16 protein-coding genes are annotated in these 15,753 nt (G+C 43.7%); 3 read left to right on the top strand and 13 right to left on the bottom strand.

Going from position 1 to position 15,753, the window contains the following annotated elements:
- Positions 1–160: 160 nt before the first annotated feature.
- Positions 161–655: a leucine-responsive transcriptional regulator Lrp gene (lrp, locus tag MSG34_RS11690; RefSeq protein WP_004734558.1), complete on the bottom strand. Its 495-nt coding sequence runs from the start codon at positions 653–655 to the stop codon at positions 161–163.
- Positions 656–811: 156 nt separating this feature from the next.
- Here lrp and ald point away from each other — a divergent pair, with 156 nt between their 5' ends.
- Positions 812–1,936 carry an alanine dehydrogenase gene (gene ald, locus MSG34_RS11685; protein ID WP_017060246.1) on the top strand — a complete coding sequence of 375 codons (1,125 nt, stop codon included), beginning with the start codon at positions 812–814 and terminating at the stop codon, positions 1,934–1,936.
- A 155-nt stretch (positions 1,937–2,091) separates the two neighbouring features.
- Here ald and MSG34_RS11680 read toward each other — a convergent pair whose 3' ends face one another.
- Together MSG34_RS11680 and cysB are read right to left on the bottom strand one after the other, a co-directional pair.
- A complete protein-coding gene (locus tag MSG34_RS11680; protein ID WP_248337511.1) occupies positions 2,092–3,294 on the bottom strand; it encodes a methyltransferase in 1,203 nt (400 codons plus the stop codon).
- A 140-nt stretch (positions 3,295–3,434) separates the two neighbouring features.
- A complete protein-coding gene (gene cysB / locus MSG34_RS11675; protein ID WP_017060244.1) occupies positions 3,435–4,409 on the bottom strand; it encodes an HTH-type transcriptional regulator CysB in 975 nt (324 codons plus the stop codon).
- A gap of 322 nt (positions 4,410–4,731) precedes the next feature.
- Here cysB and MSG34_RS11670 point away from each other — a divergent pair, with 322 nt between their 5' ends.
- Both MSG34_RS11670 and miaE read left to right on the top strand, forming a co-directional pair.
- Positions 4,732–5,496, top strand: a complete 765-nt coding sequence (locus MSG34_RS11670; RefSeq protein WP_048614538.1) for a hypothetical protein — start codon at positions 4,732–4,734, stop codon at positions 5,494–5,496.
- 143 nt (positions 5,497–5,639) lie between these two features.
- On the top strand, positions 5,640–6,395 hold the full coding sequence (miaE, locus tag MSG34_RS11665; RefSeq protein ID WP_248337510.1) for a tRNA isopentenyl-2-thiomethyl-A-37 hydroxylase MiaE: 756 nt from the start codon (positions 5,640–5,642) through the stop codon (positions 6,393–6,395).
- A gap of 104 nt (positions 6,396–6,499) precedes the next feature.
- Here miaE and pyrF read toward each other — a convergent pair whose 3' ends face one another.
- The 10 genes from pyrF to msbA form a co-directional block, all read right to left on the bottom strand.
- On the bottom strand, positions 6,500–7,195 hold the full coding sequence (gene pyrF / locus MSG34_RS11660; RefSeq protein WP_017078954.1) for an orotidine-5'-phosphate decarboxylase: 696 nt from the start codon (positions 7,193–7,195) through the stop codon (positions 6,500–6,502).
- A 124-nt stretch (positions 7,196–7,319) separates the two neighbouring features.
- Complete coding sequence (gene lapB, locus MSG34_RS11655) at positions 7,320–8,495, bottom strand: lipopolysaccharide assembly protein LapB (protein ID WP_016769333.1); 1,176 nt, start codon at positions 8,493–8,495, stop codon at positions 7,320–7,322.
- A gap of 12 nt (positions 8,496–8,507) precedes the next feature.
- The gene (locus MSG34_RS11650) at positions 8,508–8,780 is read right to left on the bottom strand and encodes a lipopolysaccharide assembly protein LapA domain-containing protein (protein ID WP_017066774.1); all 273 of its coding nucleotides are present in this window, start codon (positions 8,778–8,780) and stop codon (positions 8,508–8,510) included.
- 129 nt (positions 8,781–8,909) lie between these two features.
- On the bottom strand, positions 8,910–9,194 hold the full coding sequence (ihfB, locus tag MSG34_RS11645) for an integration host factor subunit beta (protein ID WP_017060238.1): 285 nt from the start codon (positions 9,192–9,194) through the stop codon (positions 8,910–8,912).
- A gap of 121 nt (positions 9,195–9,315) precedes the next feature.
- Positions 9,316–10,986 (bottom strand): 30S ribosomal protein S1, encoded by a 1,671-nt coding sequence (gene rpsA / locus MSG34_RS11640; RefSeq protein ID WP_010439921.1) that lies wholly within the window; start codon positions 10,984–10,986, stop codon positions 9,316–9,318.
- Positions 10,987–11,092: 106 nt separating this feature from the next.
- On the bottom strand, positions 11,093–11,773 hold the full coding sequence (gene cmk / locus MSG34_RS11635; RefSeq protein WP_017060237.1) for a (d)CMP kinase: 681 nt from the start codon (positions 11,771–11,773) through the stop codon (positions 11,093–11,095).
- Between the two features lie 291 nt (positions 11,774–12,064).
- Positions 12,065–12,811 carry a 3-deoxy-manno-octulosonate cytidylyltransferase gene (gene kdsB, locus MSG34_RS11630; RefSeq protein ID WP_048609374.1) on the bottom strand — a complete coding sequence of 249 codons (747 nt, stop codon included), beginning with the start codon at positions 12,809–12,811 and terminating at the stop codon, positions 12,065–12,067.
- Complete coding sequence (locus tag MSG34_RS11625; RefSeq protein ID WP_004736429.1) at positions 12,811–12,990, bottom strand: Trm112 family protein; 180 nt, start codon at positions 12,988–12,990, stop codon at positions 12,811–12,813. Before MSG34_RS11625 ends, kdsB begins: the two co-directional genes overlap by 1 nt.
- Entirely contained in the window at positions 12,971–13,978 is a 1,008-nt protein-coding gene (gene lpxK, locus MSG34_RS11620) for a tetraacyldisaccharide 4'-kinase (protein ID WP_248337508.1), read from the bottom strand. The genes MSG34_RS11625 and lpxK overlap by 20 nt, the downstream gene beginning before the upstream one ends.
- 14 nt (positions 13,979–13,992) lie before the next feature.
- Positions 13,993–15,741: a lipid A ABC transporter ATP-binding protein/permease MsbA gene (gene msbA / locus MSG34_RS11615; RefSeq protein WP_248337506.1), complete on the bottom strand. Its 1,749-nt coding sequence runs from the start codon at positions 15,739–15,741 to the stop codon at positions 13,993–13,995.
- Positions 15,742–15,753: the final 12 nt, after the last annotated feature.

Genomic DNA, 15,753 nt, shown 5'->3' with positions numbered 1-15,753 from the left:
CCAACTTAATAATTAAACGGGATAAAAACATCTCGAGCGGCCAAAGCCGCTCGTTTCAATGAAACTACTGTTGATTTAACCATATCAAACAGAAAAACCCAATTCCAGAAAGCAAGAAAGCGGAACAAATGTCCGCTTTCTTTCATTTCACCAATTGTGACTAACGAGTTTTAATCACAAGTTGATTAGTTTGTTTCACTTCTTCCATCACTACGTAAGTTCGAGTGTCGTTTACGCCCGGTAGACGAAGTAACGTATCACCCAGTAGCTTACGGTAAGCACCCATATCAGATACACGTGTTTTTAGAAGATAGTCAAAATCACCCGACACTAAATGACACTCTTGGATGTCATCCAGTTTCTGCACAGCGGTGTTGAATTGTTCGAACACATCTGGCGCACCACGGTTCAACGTAATTTCAACAAACACTAAAAGTGAAGCATCAAGGTACTGTGGGTTCAGCAACGCTGTATACCCAGTAATGTAACCTTGACGTTCTAAACGACGAACACGTTCAAGACATGGAGTTGGAGAAAGTCCTACTCGTTTTGAGAGTTCAACGTTTGAGATACGACCGTCTTTTTGCAACTCATTAAGAATGTTGCGGTCAATACGATCTAGTTCCTTGGACGGCTTCTTATAATTGTCTGCCATTTTTTATTCCACCTTATTACTTCCTTGCAAAAAAATATACTACAACTTTTTAATATTCAGTATCAAATTTTATCTGAACCTATCTATACTAGATATTAATTCGACAGAATTACCCTACACATAGATAAAACAACCAAAATAAAATGAGGAGTCAGGATGATCATTGGCGTACCTAAGGAAATCAAGAACCACGAATACCGCGTTGGTATGACCCCAGCTAGCGTGAGAGAACTAATCTCACACGGCCACCAAGTTTTTGTAGAAACCAATGCCGGTACTGGTATCGGTTTTTCAGACGATGATTACATCGCTGTAGGCGCATCCATTCTTCCTACTGCTGCTGACGTTTTCGCGAAAGCAGAGATGATTGTAAAGGTTAAAGAACCTCAAGCTGTCGAGCGAGCTATGCTTCGCGAAGGGCAAATATTATTTACCTATTTACACCTTGCACCAGATTTTCCACAAACTGAAGAGCTTATCAAGAGCAAAGCTGTCTGCGTAGCCTATGAGACTGTAACAGATAATATGGGTCGCTTGCCACTATTAGCACCAATGTCTGAAGTAGCTGGTCGTATGTCTATTCAAGCAGGTGCACAAACATTAGAGAAATCTAACGGTGGTTGTGGTCTTCTTCTTGGTGGCGTTCCAGGAGTTGAACCAGCAAAAGTTGTTGTTGTTGGTGGCGGTGTTGTAGGTGCTAACGCAGCACGTATGGCTGTAGGCCTTCGCGCTGATGTTACAATTCTTGACCGTAACGTAGATACACTGCGTCGTCTTGATGAAGAATTCCAAGGTCGCGCAAAAGTGGTTTATTCTACTGAAGACGCTATTGAGAAGCATGTTCTAGAAGCAGACCTAGTGATTGGTGCTGTACTAATCCCTGGTGCAGCAGCGCCAAAATTGGTTACAAAAGAGCACATCGCTAAGATGAAGCCAGGTTCAGCAGTTGTTGACGTTGCAATCGACCAAGGCGGTTGTTTCGAGACCTCTCACGCAACCACTCACGCAGACCCAACTTACATTGTTGATGACGTAGTTCACTACTGTGTTGCAAACATGCCTGGCGCTGTTGCTCGCACTTCAACTTACGCACTAAACAATGCAACACTTCCTTACATTGTTAAGCTAGCGAACAAGGGCTACCGCGAAGCACTTCTATCTGATGAAGGCTTCCTAGAAGGTCTAAACGTTATTCACGGTAAAGTAACTTGTAAAGAAGTTGCAGAGAGCTTTGACCTTGAATACGTAGACCCAGCAGAAGCAATCGCAATGTTTAACTAATGATGTAATGACTAACTGAACGCAATAACCTTCTCGTTGAAGCGTTCAGTTAACTCATACACATTAAACAAAAAGCCAGTACGACATTATGTCGCGCTGGCTTTTTTGCATTAATGGATTTAGTTCGTAAAAACACGTAACAGTACGGTTTACCACTAGCGCTCGATTTTAACCCCATGAATCAATAGATTTCTTGGCGTAATACTGCGTTCACAGAACTCTTCAACCGAAGCTTCATAACCTTGCTCTTGCAGATAGATAGCGCGATCTAAAGCTAGCCATATCTCTAATGGTCGTCTAAAGACTTGTTGAACCAAACTCAGCTTTTCCATTTCCCAGAAAAGCGCTTCGCCTTGAATCAAATAAGAGTCAAAATCAATACCTGAGCCCAGCGATAGCTCTTTCACTTCAGATGCCCAACGGCAGAAAGATTCAAAACCCTCAGCTAACTCTGATTTTTTGATGCTCGGTACAGGAATGTATTCGTCAATGTTAAGTTCAGCCTTAAGTAACTGGCTGAAGCCTAGACGATAGCTCATCTCTAGTTGGCGATGTCTCTTTACTCTTTCACCACCAGTGACGGTTTCTTGAAGCGGAATTCTTAAGTCGCTCTTACTTAACGTTAATGCTGAGTTTTTCGCGACAGAAGACATCGCTTGGTAGTTTTCGTCTCGAATAAGATGATAACAACAAGGGGAAATAGTGACCGCGGGTAGCCCATGTGACACTGACTTTTTAACTAACTCAACATGAAGATCGCCACAAGCATGAAGGGCTACGGCATGTTGGTTTGAGTTAAACACGTTATCCGCACTTTCAGAAAACGCATCACCTTGAACAAAGTTCATCGCTAATTTCTGGTCATCCGCAATCTTTTGTCCGCTTTCGCATAACGATTGCTGCCATTCAAAGCTAGTGACTTTTTGATCAGATTGTTGAGATAGGATTCGACCAAGAAAGCCTTTACCCGAACACCACTCGAGCCACTCTTTGCCATGGTGATGGCCTAATGCAGCCTCGCCCATTGCGACAATTTGATGTAGCTTTCGGCCGGGAATACCCTCAGCAGTACCACGTGGGAGGTCTAAACCAACCAAAGCTGTGTTATCAAACTGAATGTTTTGGCTAGCAGTATCTAATTCAGGTAGGAAACGAGTCAGTTCCTCAACCAAAAGCTGAGGCTGCTCTTTTAAGGTTTGAATGCTTTCATTATCTAAGCTTTGTAACCAATCAACGAGTGGACGATTGACCTCTTTCCACGGCTGCTGTTGAGTTTGGCATAGGTGAAAAGGCTCTGAACGCCAGTAAATCTGGTGCTCTAGCAAAAATGAATCGAGTACTTTAAATCGTGAATGCATGCTTCCCCCTATGATGCGTGGATTGTAGGGGTAAGAGGTCGAAATGGAAAGGATCGATAAAGAAAACGAAAGCTAAAAGCCCAAAAGAAAAACGGCCTGCAAATACAGGCCGAATAAGAATCTAGATTTACACGATGAGATTAACGAACAGGCAGCTCGATATCTTTAAACATCTCTTCGATCTCTTCATTCGATTTCAAAGAAATAGCTTGCTCAACCACAGGGCGAGTCAAGTGCGGTGCAAAACGCTCCATGAAATCAAACATGTAAGAACGCAGGAAGGTACCTTTTCTAAAACCAATGCTGGTTGTGCTCGCACCAAATAGATGGCTCGCATCAATCGCAACCAAATCAGTATCTTGCTCGTGGTCAATCGCCATACTTGCAATTACACCAACACCAATGCCCATACGAACGTAGGTTTTGATTACGTCAGCATCGGTCGCGGTAAACACAACGCGCGGTGTTAACCCTACTTTGTTGAACGCAGTATCAAGCTCAGAACGGCCAGTGAAACCAAATACATAAGTCACGAGAGAGTAAGCCGCAAGATCTTCGATTGTGATATTACGCTTCTGTGCCAGAGGGTGATCTTTGGTAACGACGATCGAACGGTTCCAGTGGTAACAAGGCAGCATAATCGCATCTTGGTAAAGGTGTAGCGCTTCCGTTGCAATCGCAAAATTCGCTGTACCTTTAGCGACGGCTTCTGACATTTGGCTTGGCGTGCCTTGGTGCATGTGAAGCGATACTTTAGGGTAACGCGCCGTGAAACCTTTAATCACATCAGGCAGTGCATAACGAGCTTGAGTATGAGTCGTTGAAATATTCAATGTACCCATCTCTGGATGAGTGTGTTCACCCGCTACCGCTTTAATACTTTCAACGCGTGCCAAAATCTCTTGAGAGATACGAATGATATCCTCACCCGCTTGGGTAACCTGCGTTAGATGCTTGCCGCTACGCTCAAAAATCTGAATGCCTAGTTCGTCTTCAAGTAATCTAACTTGCTTACTAATGCCAGGCTGAGATGTGTACAAACTCTCTGCTGTAGCTGAAACATTTAGGTTATGGTTTACAACCTCAACAATGTACTTCAGTTGCTGTAACTTCATATCTAACCTCGTAATCCTTTACTCATTTCTGTGCTAACTTATTTGCAAAGAGAGCGTTATAGTCGCGTGTAATATAATTAATAGTTATAACGCTTCGAACACAAAAATGACAGGAAAATTGAGTTTTTCTAGCTTAACAAACAAAAACATCACTAACGCTTTGCAACCCAACCCTCATTCTCATACATTAGTTGGTAAGTTTTGATTGCCGATTTCGCTCAACAAGAGATAATCAGAAATTGCAATTTACGAGTGCCGATACACAATGGAATCGTGTATCCTCTCCAGTTAGCTATAGAAAATAATAAGCAGACTCAAATATATGAATATTGGTTTAATAATCGCCTTAGTAGCCGTTCTTTTGGTGTTAGTTTTAGGCTACAACATCATGCTTCAATATAAAGTTAAGGTAGAAACAGCGAAGAAACAGGAAGCTTCTCGTTATCTAACCATTATTGACGGTACAGAAGAACTGATTGGCAACGCTCATCACATGCCGTTTAGCCAAGATCTTCTTGTATGCTTAAACAATCGAATTCTTGATGCATTAGAAAACATGTATCAACTCGATCCAAAAAATAAGCAGCTTGCCCAACGCATTGAAAGCGTAAAACAACAAATCACTCAGCTAAAAGAGAACTACAAAGGTGGCGAGAGTACCGCTTTCCGCGTACCAAGTAGTGACAAACAAGCGATCATGATGCTTAAGTTAGTTAAGCGCCTACGTGATACGGTACGCAACGAGCACAATAAAGGCCGTTTCGAGACCCAAGCTTATGTGGTTGAAAATGCTCGCCTAGAAACGATTCAAATCCGTATTAACATTGAAAATGTTATCAAACGTGCAAACGATTCGATTTCTCGCGGACAACCGGGAACAGCGATTCAGCTATTACGCAAAGGTATTGATGCTTTGGCGACTAAGAACGACTCGTACTCTAATCAAGCCAAAGAAAAGCTTCAACAGATGCTTAACGAGCTTGACCAGAAACGCCAAGACAAAAACGCTCAAGATTTGCAGCAGATGGAATCTAAAGAACGAGAAGACGATATGGATGCCCTCTTCGGTCAGAAGAAGAAATGGTAACAGTCTAACTCAACACTTAAAGGCCGCCTTATTTACATTAAATAGGCGGCCTTTTTTGTAGCTGTTGAATTTCCTTTCTCTGTATAGGGAGATCTCTTGAGCTGTGATAAAATCCCCGCATTATCAACAAACTTTCCCTGACCATGTATCAAGAATTACTCGCTCCAATCCACTCTTTTCTTAAAGCCGAAACGCCAGATTCATGGATAGATGAAGCCAAAAAGCCTGAAAACCTTCACATCATTCTGCGCGATCACATGCTGTGTGAACTTAAGGCGGCACAGAGTGCTTTGTTCCTTATCCGCAAGTACGCCGTCGATAAAGAAAGCGCGAAGCAACTGAATGAATGGATTTTGCCATACGAACAATTTGCTTACCGTCGTATCGGAGACTTAGAGTCTCTGCGTGGTAAAAGCAACGTATCCAAGCAAATCACCGCGAAAGAAGGCTGTAATTACGGTGCTGACCTGATCGATAAGATGGTACTACTGATCAAAGAAGAGCTGCATCACTTCTACCAAGTCATGGAGCTGATGGAGAAGAAAGGCGTGACTTACCAGCCAATTGAGGCGGGTCGTTACGCTAAGGGCTTGATCAAGCAAGTTAAGACTTACGAGCCTGACGCTCTGGTTGATAAGCTTATCATCGGTGCGTTTATTGAAGCTCGCTCTTGTGAACGATTCGCTAAATTGGCTCCTTTCTTGGAAGAAGACATGGAGAAGTTTTATGTGTCTCTACTTCGTTCAGAAGCTCGCCACTACCAAGATTACCTTGAGCTAGCAGAGCAGATCGCAGGGAAAGATATTTCAGAGCGTATTGCGCATTTTGCTCAAGTAGAAGCTAATCTTATCACTTCAGATGACAACGACTTCAAATTCCATAGTGGTGCTCCGGTTTAAGCTCCACACAGAGCATTCAGTCCAGATTAGACTAATCCAGACTAAAAAATTAAGGCCAGCAATTTGCTGGCCTTCTTTATTTATATCTCAATCTAAATAAAGACTTAAGCTAACGTACCGTTGATCTCTGCAAGCACAGCAGCAGGGTCTATAGCTTGCGTAATCGGACGGCCGATAACAAGGTAGTCTGAGCCTGATTCAATCGCTTTAGAAGGCGTCATGATACGCTTCTGGTCACCAACATCTGCGCCGACAGGACGAATACCTGGAGTAACTAGCTTGAACTCCTGACCAAGTGCACCTTTAAGCAAAGATGCCTCTTGTGCAGAACATACAACACCGTCTAAGCCTGAGTTTTTCGTTAGAGACGCCAAACGCATCACTTGTTGTTGTGGTTCAAGGTCCAGACCGATACCCGCTAAATCAGATTGCTCCATACTGGTGAGTACCGTTACACCGATTAACAGTGGACGGTCTTTGCCATAAGGTTCTAAGATTTCGCGAGAAGCCGTCATCATGCGCTCACCGCCACTTGCGTGTACGTTCACCATCCAAACACCCAGTTCAGCGGCAGCACGGACTGCTTTTGAACATGTGTTCGGGATGTCGTGGAATTTAAGGTCTAAAAATACTGAGAAACCACGCTTATGTAATTCACGAACAAATTCAGGGCCAAACAGGGTAAACATCTCTTTGCCCACTTTTAGGCGGCAAGATGCTGGGTCAATACGATCGACAAAGGCTAACGCATCCGCTTGATTATCATAATCCAAGGCTACAATGATTTTTTGGTCGTTCATTTCATCTCCTAACGCAGTTAACTTTCTAAAAATTTCTAATCACCTAAGCAGGTGATAAATAACAGTCATAAAAATGCAGCCCGAAAGCTGCAATTAATAATTTGGTCTTAAAGTGACCACAAATCTATTCACCATCAAGCCCACGAATAGGCTTGATCGTCCCCCACCCTTTACATGAAGGGCAGTGCCAATACATTGAGTGTGTTGAGAAACCACACTGACGACAACGGTAATGAGGCTTAACCTTAAGCTGTTCACCAACCATAGATTGAAGTGTGGTTAAGCTGTCTTTTGCTCGGCCTTCTTCTGCTTCCGCTAGGTGGTAATCGATTAATCGATAAAAACCTTTCATGGTTGGATTTTTAACAAGCTGCTTTGTCAGTAACTCTTGAGCAGAGCCTACATCTTCATGGTGAGCAACCAATTGCGCCAGCATCAGTTCAGCAGATACACCTGCTTTCTTCTGAATACACGCTTTGAGGAACTCGACCAATTGAGCTTCTTGTCCAAGCTTGTGGTAACACTCAGCAAGGGTTGGTAACACCTCACTGATAAAATCGATATCTTGTTCTAGCACCGACTCAAGACAATCAATTGTCTTTTGGTAATCTTCGTTCGCTAAGTGGAACTTCCCTAGTGCGATACTTGCGCGAACACATTTAGGGTCTTCAGAAAGCGCCTTCTTAAAATGCTGAAGCGCTTTAGAACGATTACCATCGGCTTGTTCTTGCATCGCAAGCTCACACCAGAAATGCGCAACGGTCGCACGCATCTTCATTTTTTTCTTGCCGAGCTTAACTAAGATATTTCCGTAATGGATAGCCTTGTTCCACTCACGGGTCTGCTGATAAATAGCCACCAACTGCTGTAAAGCGCCCTCTTTATGGTCAGGTTCTTCTACAAGTTGTTCAAAGATTTTTTCAGCGCGATCAAGGAAACCAGAGACCATATAGTCTTTGGCTAATTGTTGCAGTGCGAGGTTTTTCTGATCGAGGGTAAGCCCCGAACGAGAGATGAGATTTTGGTGAATACGAATAGCGCGGTCGACTTCGCCTCTTGAGCGGAACAAGTTGCCCAAAGCCAAGTGAGTATCGATGGTTTCATTGTCTACTTGAAGCAGCTCAATGAAGTGATCAACCGCTTTGTCAGATTGATCTGACAGTAATAGGTTCAAACCCGTCACGTATTGACGGGAGATCTGGTGTGATTGCTTTTGTTTTTCTTGCTGAGCATTACGATTACCCATATACCAGCCATAAGCGGCTGCGATGGGCAAAAGTAAGAACAGTAACTCTAACATCAAATATAGCCTTTAAGCTTTAGTATCAGCAGCGACCTGCTTTGATTGCTTATTGAGTTGCTTCTTCAAGCGATGAATTTTTAGCTGAGACCGCATGTGCATATTACCAAAGACTAACCAAGCAAGGGCGAAGCCTGAAACGAATACAACACCTAATAAACTTGAGAGGTGGAAGTCACCTTGCGCTAGCAGATAGTTGAAATTCACAGTTGTTTGGTTTTGAGAGCCTAAAGCCAGTGCAATTAGGAAAAGTGCGATAACGGCGACTATTTTTATAATTTTCATAGTTCATCACTCATTGGTTGGTTAGCTGTACGATTATGCAGGAAAATTACTAATCAGACCACCATATTATGGTCATAAAAAAGCGGCATACATTATAGTATGCCGCTTTTCTTAATTCCGATAAGTAGGCTACATTCCTGAGTTTACTCGTTCACGCAACTCTTTACCTGGTTTGAAGTGAGGAACGTATTTACCTTCTAACTCTACCTTGTCACCAGTCTTTGGGTTACGTCCAACACGAGGCTCACGATAATGCAGAGAAAAGCTGCCAAAACCGCGAATTTCGATTCGATCACCACTTTCTAGTGTTGAAGCCATATGCTCTAAAATGTCTTTTACAGCGTCTTCAATTTCTTTTGCAGAAAGATGCGTTTGCTCAGCGCATAGTCTTTCAATCAATTCAGACTTAGTCATAGTTACCCTCGTTGGTTTTCTTTTTAGAAATTATAGACCTATCGGAAAAATAAGCAAAAAAAAAGGAGCCTTACGGCTCCTTTCTTGGCTAGATAGCTATAATTCTCTTAATGAGAAGCTATTATTCGCCTTTAGCAGCTTTGAATGCGTCTGCCATTGCGTTACCGAACGCGCCTTCTTCAGACTTGTTCAGTGAAGCCATTGCTTCTTGCTCATCAGCTTCATCTTTAGCTTTGATAGATAGGTTGATTACGCGGTTCTTACGGTCTACACCAGTGAACTTCGCTTCAACGCTGTCGCCAACGCTTAGGATTAGAGATGCATCTTCGATACGGTCGCGAGAAACTTCAGAAGCGCGGATGTAGCCTTCAACGCCTTCGATTAGCTCGATAGTAGCGCCTTTCGCGTCAACTGCAGTAACAGTACCGTTTACAAGAACACCTTTCTTGTTGTCAGCAACGTATGCGTTGAACGGGTCGTTTTCCATTTGCTTAACGCCAAGAGAAATACGCTCACGCTCTGCATCTACTGCTAGAACAACAGCAGAGATTTCGTCGCCTTTCTTGTATTCACGTACAGCTTCTTCGCCGGCAGCGTTCCAAGAAATGTCAGATAGGTGTACAAGACCGTCGATACCGCCTTCTAGACCGATGAAGATACCAAAGTCAGTGATAGACTTGATCTTACCAGTAACTTTGTCGCCCTTAGCTTGCATTTCTGCAAATGACTGCCATGGGTTAGCTTTACACTGTTTCAGACCTAGAGAGATACGACGACGTTCTTCGTCGATATCAAGAACCATAACCTCAACTTCGTCGCCAACATTAACAACTTTAGAAGGGTGGATGTTCTTGTTAGTCCAATCCATTTCAGAAACGTGTACTAGACCTTCAACGCCTTCTTCGATTTCAACGAAGCAGCCGTAGTCAGTTAGGTTTGTAACACGACCAGAAAGCTTGTGACCTTCTGGGTAACGCTTAGCGATTGCTACCCATGGATCTTCGCCTAGTTGCTTAAGACCTAGTGAAACACGAGTGCGCTCACGATCGAACTTAAGAACTTTAACTAGGATTTCGTCACCAACGTTAACGATCTCTGATGGGTGCTTAACGCGCTTCCAAGCCATATCAGTGATATGTAGAAGACCGTCAACACCGCCAAGGTCAACGAATGCACCGTAGTCAGTAAGGTTCTTAACGATACCTTTAACTTCAGTACCTTCTTGTAGAGTTTCAAGAAGTTCGTCACGCTCAACACTGTTTTCAGATTCGATAACAGCACGACGAGAAACAACAACGTTGTTACGCTTCTGGTCTAGCTTGATTACTTTGAACTCTAGCTCTTTGTTTTCTAGGTGAGCAGTGTCACGGATAGGACGTACGTCTACTAGAGAACCTGGAAGGAAAGCACGGATACCGTTAAGTTCAACAGTGAAACCGCCTTTAACTTTACCGTTGATGATACCAACAACAGTTTCAGCTTCTTCACAAGCTTTCTCAAGTACGATCCAAGCTTCGTGACGCTTAGCTTTCTCACGAGAAAGTTGAGTTTCACCGAAACCATCTTCAACAGCGTCTAGAGCTACGTCTACTTCAGCACCAACTTCAACTTCAAGTTCGCCAGCAGCGTTCTTGAATTGTTCAGCAGGGATAGCAGATTCAGACTTAAGACCAGCGTCTACAAGAACGAAACCGTTCTCGATAGCTACTACAGTACCTTTAACGATGCTGCCTTGTTGGAATTCAGTTTCAGATAGAAACTCTTCAAAGAGTTGAGCAAAAGATTCAGTCATTATTTAATCTTCAATAATTAAACGTCCATGGGTATCCTACCGCATGGGGTTGATAAATTCGCCGGTCATCATCCTTGCGACCAACGTTCGTACTAGCTCGGCGAAATTACCCAGCCAGTTTCGATTCAATATAGTGTAGTGCTTTTTCTACTACCTGCTCAATATTCATTGAGGTGGAATCAAGCACTAGAGCATCCTCTGCAGGGCGAAGTGGCGCCACTGGGCGATTACGATCTCGGTCGTCTCGCTCTTGGATCTCGCTCAAAAGGTCGTCAAATTTAACATCTAACCCCTTCTGTTGCAACTGTTTAAGGCGGCGACTCGCACGCTCTTCAGCACTTGCATCTAAAAATATTTTCGCTTCAGCTTCAGGAAACACAACCGTTCCCATGTCACGACCATCTGCAACCAAACCAGGCGCAGCGCTGAATGCACGTTGACGACGAAGCAGTGCTTCGCGAACGCGAGGTAAAGCAGCAACTTTTGAAGCCGCCATGCCAGTCTCTTCTTTACGAAGTTCACCAGACACATCTTCACCTTCTAAGATAACCTTAACTAAGTCGCCTTCAGCAATAAACTGCACGTCTAAGTGTGTAGCAAGCGGTACTAAAGCATCCTCTGATTCAGTATCCACACCATGGTGAATTGCCGCTAAAGCCAATACGCGATAGATCGCGCCTGAGTCTAGAAGATGAAAGCCTAGCTTATCTGCTAGCAACATACACAGGGTACCTTTACCTGCACCACTTGGTCCATCAACCGTAATCACTGGGCTTTGAGAAGGCATCTTTTACTCCACGTTTTGTCGTAAGTTTTATTCTGTACTAGCGATTCGCCACTACTTTATAGGCGGCATATTATAGAGAAAAATTGGTACTCGAGCGAGGTAAATCTCAGATAATTCCGTGTTGATGATGCATAAACCAATGCAACTATCTCAATATCCGTTTGCTTAGGTCAATAAGACACACACGCGCTTTTCGATAGCGCATTTTTCGGTAGATAAAAAAAGCCTCGCAATAGGCAAGGCTCATCATTTTTCATTTTGTAGAGCAAACAAGAACTCGCTCAAAGAAGCTTAGCCAATAATAGCCCGAACCGCTTCTAGGTCTTCAGGCGTATCAACACCAGCAGCCGGCGCTTCCGCTGCAACGTCTACGTGGATTTTTTCACCGTACCAAAGTACTCGTAATTGCTCTAGGCACTCAATACGTTCAAGAGTGCTTGGTTCCCAATTAATGTAGGTATTGATAAAACCCGCTCGGTAAGCATAGATACCAATATGACGAAGCAAAGGAGATTCCGCTGCAGTACCGTTGTTCGCGTAAGCATCGCGATCCCAAGGGATGGTTGCTCGGCTAAAATACAAGGCGTAACCGTCTTTATCGGTTACAACTTTAACGGCATTGGGGTTAAACACTTCATCAGCATGAGTGATTTCCACACCTAACGTTGCCATCGGAGCTGTACTGTTAGCAAGATTGTTGGCAACCTGATTAATGATCGAAGGTGGGATAAGTGGCTCATCACCTTGAACATTCACGATAATATGATCATCAGGAATCTTCATAACTTCAATCACTTCAGCTAGGCGTTCAGTGCCTGACTCGTGATTCGGTGATGTCATACAAACGGTCGCGCCAAATGCTTTAGCCGCTTTTTCAACTCGAGCGTCGTCGGTAGCGATAATAACGTTATCGGCACCCGCTTTCATTGACTGTTCGTATACCCATTGAATCATCGGCTTTCCACCAATGTCAGCAAGTGGCTTCCCTGGCAAACGGCTCGATTGGTATCTTGCAGGTATAACAACCGTATAAGACATTACTTACCCTCATCCATAGAAACGGTGCGAGCTTCAGGTTCTAAAAGAACAGGAATACCCTCTTTAATTGGGTAAGCAAGGCGATCAATTTTACAAACAAGCTCTTGCTTATCCTTGTCAAAAGTTAGTTTACCTTTACATACAGGGCAAGCAACGATCTCAAGTAGACGGTGATCCATAGTATTCCATAACCTCTTTTATTCTTTTTAAAATTTGCTGTTGCGAATCTTCATCGAACTGCGCAGAAACTGGAAGATACCACCAGTTATCTTGAGCATATTCTTCGCATTTTACAGCGTCTTTTTCTGTCATAATCAGATTCATACCTTTCTTAGCTAAGGCATGAAGTTCATCTTTATCAAAATCTTGATGGTCGGCGAAGCCCTGTGTGAAAACAACATCACCATCAAGATCTTCCAATGTTTTAAAAAAGCGCGGTGGGTGACCAATACCGGCAAAAGCCACCAGCTTCTGTAATTCTGCCACAGACCTTTTCTGACCCGTCTTTAGGTTAACCGCTTGGCTTGGAAGCAAAGACATCGAGAACTCTCTCCCGTGTGCTTTACCTCCATTGTTAACCAAAAAGTCGACTTCATCTAAACGAGATACAGGCTCTCGTAATGGACCTAAAGGAATCAAGCTCTCGCTACCAAAGCGTCTTGCACCGTCGATAACCGCAAATTCAATATCGCGTTCAAGCGCGTAATGCTGAAGGCCATCGTCAGTGATGATCACGTCGACACCTTTGCTCAGCAATGCTTTTACCGCGTTAGCGCGCACCGGATCGACCGCAACTGGCGCACCAGTTCGCTTCCGGATCAAACGAGGTTCATCACCCGAATGCTCAGCTGGCGTGTTTTCATCCAACACCAACGGATAGCTTGGTGCTTTTGCACCGTAGCCACGAGACACGATTCCGGGTTTAAAGCCGTGAGCCTGAAGCATCTCAACTAACCAAATCACAACCGGCGTTTTACCATTTCCGCCAGCGGTAATATTGCCCACAACGATCACAGGTAAAGGCGGGCGGTAGGTCTCTTTCTTCCCAGAGAGGTAAGCATCACGACGTTGACCACTAATCAATTTGAACAGCAGACTCAGTGGCCACAATAGCGGCCAGAGAAGATATTTCAACGGGTGATTGTTAAACCAAATCTTTTCGATCACAACAAGACCTAATCTTATCCGCTGAACTGAATTCGGTGTAATTGTGCATAGGCGCCATCATGTGCGATTAGCTCAGCATGTGCGCCCCTTTCTACAATATGACCATCATCAACCACTAGAATCTCATCGGCTTGCTCGATGGTAGAGAGTCTATGTGCAATAACTAATACTGTTTTGTCTTTCTGCAGTTCTTCTAATGCAGATTGAATCGCTCTCTCTGACTCTGTATCCAGTGCAGATGTTGCCTCATCAAGAATCAAAACAGGCGCATCTCTCAATAGAGCTCGTGCAATCGCAATACGCTGTCTTTGACCACCAGAAAGACTCGCGCCATTCTCGCCCACAACCGTATCAATGCCATTTTCCATGCCATCGATAAACTCACTTGCATGAGCAAGCTTAGCCGCGTGTTCGATCTGTTCACGTGAATACTGTTCTTCTGCTGCGTAAGCGATGTTGTTAGCCACCGTATCGTTAAACAGATGCACATTTTGAGAAACGAGAGCAAAGTGCTCCCGCAGGTTTCTCAATTCGTAATCACGAATGTCGTGGCCATCAAGCTCAATTGAACCAGAGTCTACGTCATAAAAACGAGTAAATAGGTTGGCAATGGTACTCTTACCCGAACCCGATCGCCCAACAAGCGCAACCGTTTTACCTTTCGGTATATTAAAGCTGACCTTATCAAGTGCTGGTTTCTCTGCACCGTCATAAGTAAACGTGACATCTTTTACTGCAACTTCACCCATTACAGTTTCAGGTTTCAACGTTCCTTTGTTTTGCTCGGTATCTAGATCCATCAAACCAAATAGAGTCGTACTCGCAGCCATACCACGTTGGAATTCAGACGTTACGTTAGTTAACGCCTTTAGCGGACGTAATAGACCAAACATTGCAGAGAAGACAACGGTAAACGTACCAGGAGTAAGCTCGGCTTTAATAGAATCGACACTAGCAAGGAATAGAACAACAACAATCGCAACTGATGCGATCATTTGAATAATCGGGTTAGCGGCCGCTTGAGCAGTGATTAGCTTCATGCTTTGTTGGCGCATTTGGTTACTAACTTTATCAAAGCGGTGTTTTTCTAGGTCTTGACCACCGTAAGTTAGAACCACTTTATGCCCTTTCAGCATTTGTTCAGCTGAAGAAGCAACATGACCCATGCTGGTTTGCATGTTCTTAGAGATCTTTCTGAATCGCTTCGATACGATACTGATCGCCCACGCAACCAAAGGTGCGACAGCAAATAACACCAAAGACAACTGCCAGCTATTCCAGAACATCAGCGTCAACAAGCCAATAATACTTGCACCTTCACGGACAATACTGACTAACGCTTTACTGGTTGCTGCAGACACTTGCTCTGAATCGTAAGTAATTCGAGATAGCAATGCGCCTGTCTGTTCTTTATCGAAGAAAGAAACAGGCATATGCATGAAATGACTGAATATTTTGCGACGAATTTCCATCACCACATTGCCAGAGACCCAACTCAAACAATAGGTTGAAACAAAACCACTGACGCCACGAACGAACATCATGGCAAAGATAATAATAGGGAGCGTACGTAAAAAGTCAGATTCAGCATTACCAAAGCCTTCATCAAGTAACGGCTTTAGTAAGGAGATCATATAGGTATCAGAAACGGCATTTATAATAAGCGCAATTACCGCAACACCTAGGCCGGCCTTATATAGTCGAATATAAGTCCAAAGTCTTTTAAATGTGACCCAGGTAGTTTCATCTGTTTGTGTTGACATAGAATCGCTTAA

The sequence above is a fragment of the Vibrio sp. 1CM2L genome (assembly GCF_023161695.1).
Classification (GTDB): domain Bacteria; phylum Pseudomonadota; class Gammaproteobacteria; order Enterobacterales; family Vibrionaceae; genus Vibrio; species Vibrio coralliirubri.
Note: the sequence above shows the minus strand (reverse complement) of the source record. Positions and strands in the feature narration are given on the sequence as shown.

What these genes read in the sequence shown, in the direction of transcription:
- lrp (WP_004734558.1), bottom strand. Translation starts at nt 655, where the DNA reads ATGGCAGACAATTATAAGAAGCCGTCCAAGGAACTAGATCGTATTGAC.
- ald (WP_017060246.1), top strand. Translation starts at nt 812, where the DNA reads ATGATCATTGGCGTACCTAAGGAAATCAAGAACCACGAATACCGCGTT.
- MSG34_RS11680 (WP_248337511.1), bottom strand. Translation starts at nt 3,294, where the DNA reads ATGCATTCACGATTTAAAGTACTCGATTCATTTTTGCTAGAGCACCAG.
- cysB (WP_017060244.1), bottom strand. Translation starts at nt 4,409, where the DNA reads ATGAAGTTACAGCAACTGAAGTACATTGTTGAGGTTGTAAACCATAAC.
- MSG34_RS11670 (WP_048614538.1), top strand. Translation starts at nt 4,732, where the DNA reads ATGAATATTGGTTTAATAATCGCCTTAGTAGCCGTTCTTTTGGTGTTA.
- miaE (WP_248337510.1), top strand. Translation starts at nt 5,640, where the DNA reads ATGTATCAAGAATTACTCGCTCCAATCCACTCTTTTCTTAAAGCCGAA.
- pyrF (WP_017078954.1), bottom strand. Translation starts at nt 7,195, where the DNA reads ATGAACGACCAAAAAATCATTGTAGCCTTGGATTATGATAATCAAGCG.
- lapB (WP_016769333.1), bottom strand. Translation starts at nt 8,495, where the DNA reads ATGTTAGAGTTACTGTTCTTACTTTTGCCCATCGCAGCCGCTTATGGC.
- MSG34_RS11650 (WP_017066774.1), bottom strand. Translation starts at nt 8,780, where the DNA reads ATGAAAATTATAAAAATAGTCGCCGTTATCGCACTTTTCCTAATTGCA.
- ihfB (WP_017060238.1), bottom strand. Translation starts at nt 9,194, where the DNA reads ATGACTAAGTCTGAATTGATTGAAAGACTATGCGCTGAGCAAACGCAT.
- rpsA (WP_010439921.1), bottom strand. Translation starts at nt 10,986, where the DNA reads ATGACTGAATCTTTTGCTCAACTCTTTGAAGAGTTTCTATCTGAAACT.
- cmk (WP_017060237.1), bottom strand. Translation starts at nt 11,773, where the DNA reads ATGCCTTCTCAAAGCCCAGTGATTACGGTTGATGGACCAAGTGGTGCA.
- kdsB (WP_048609374.1), bottom strand. Translation starts at nt 12,811, where the DNA reads ATGTCTTATACGGTTGTTATACCTGCAAGATACCAATCGAGCCGTTTG.
- MSG34_RS11625 (WP_004736429.1), bottom strand. Translation starts at nt 12,990, where the DNA reads ATGGATCACCGTCTACTTGAGATCGTTGCTTGCCCTGTATGTAAAGGT.
- msbA (WP_248337506.1), bottom strand. Translation starts at nt 15,741, where the DNA reads ATGTCAACACAAACAGATGAAACTACCTGGGTCACATTTAAAAGACTT.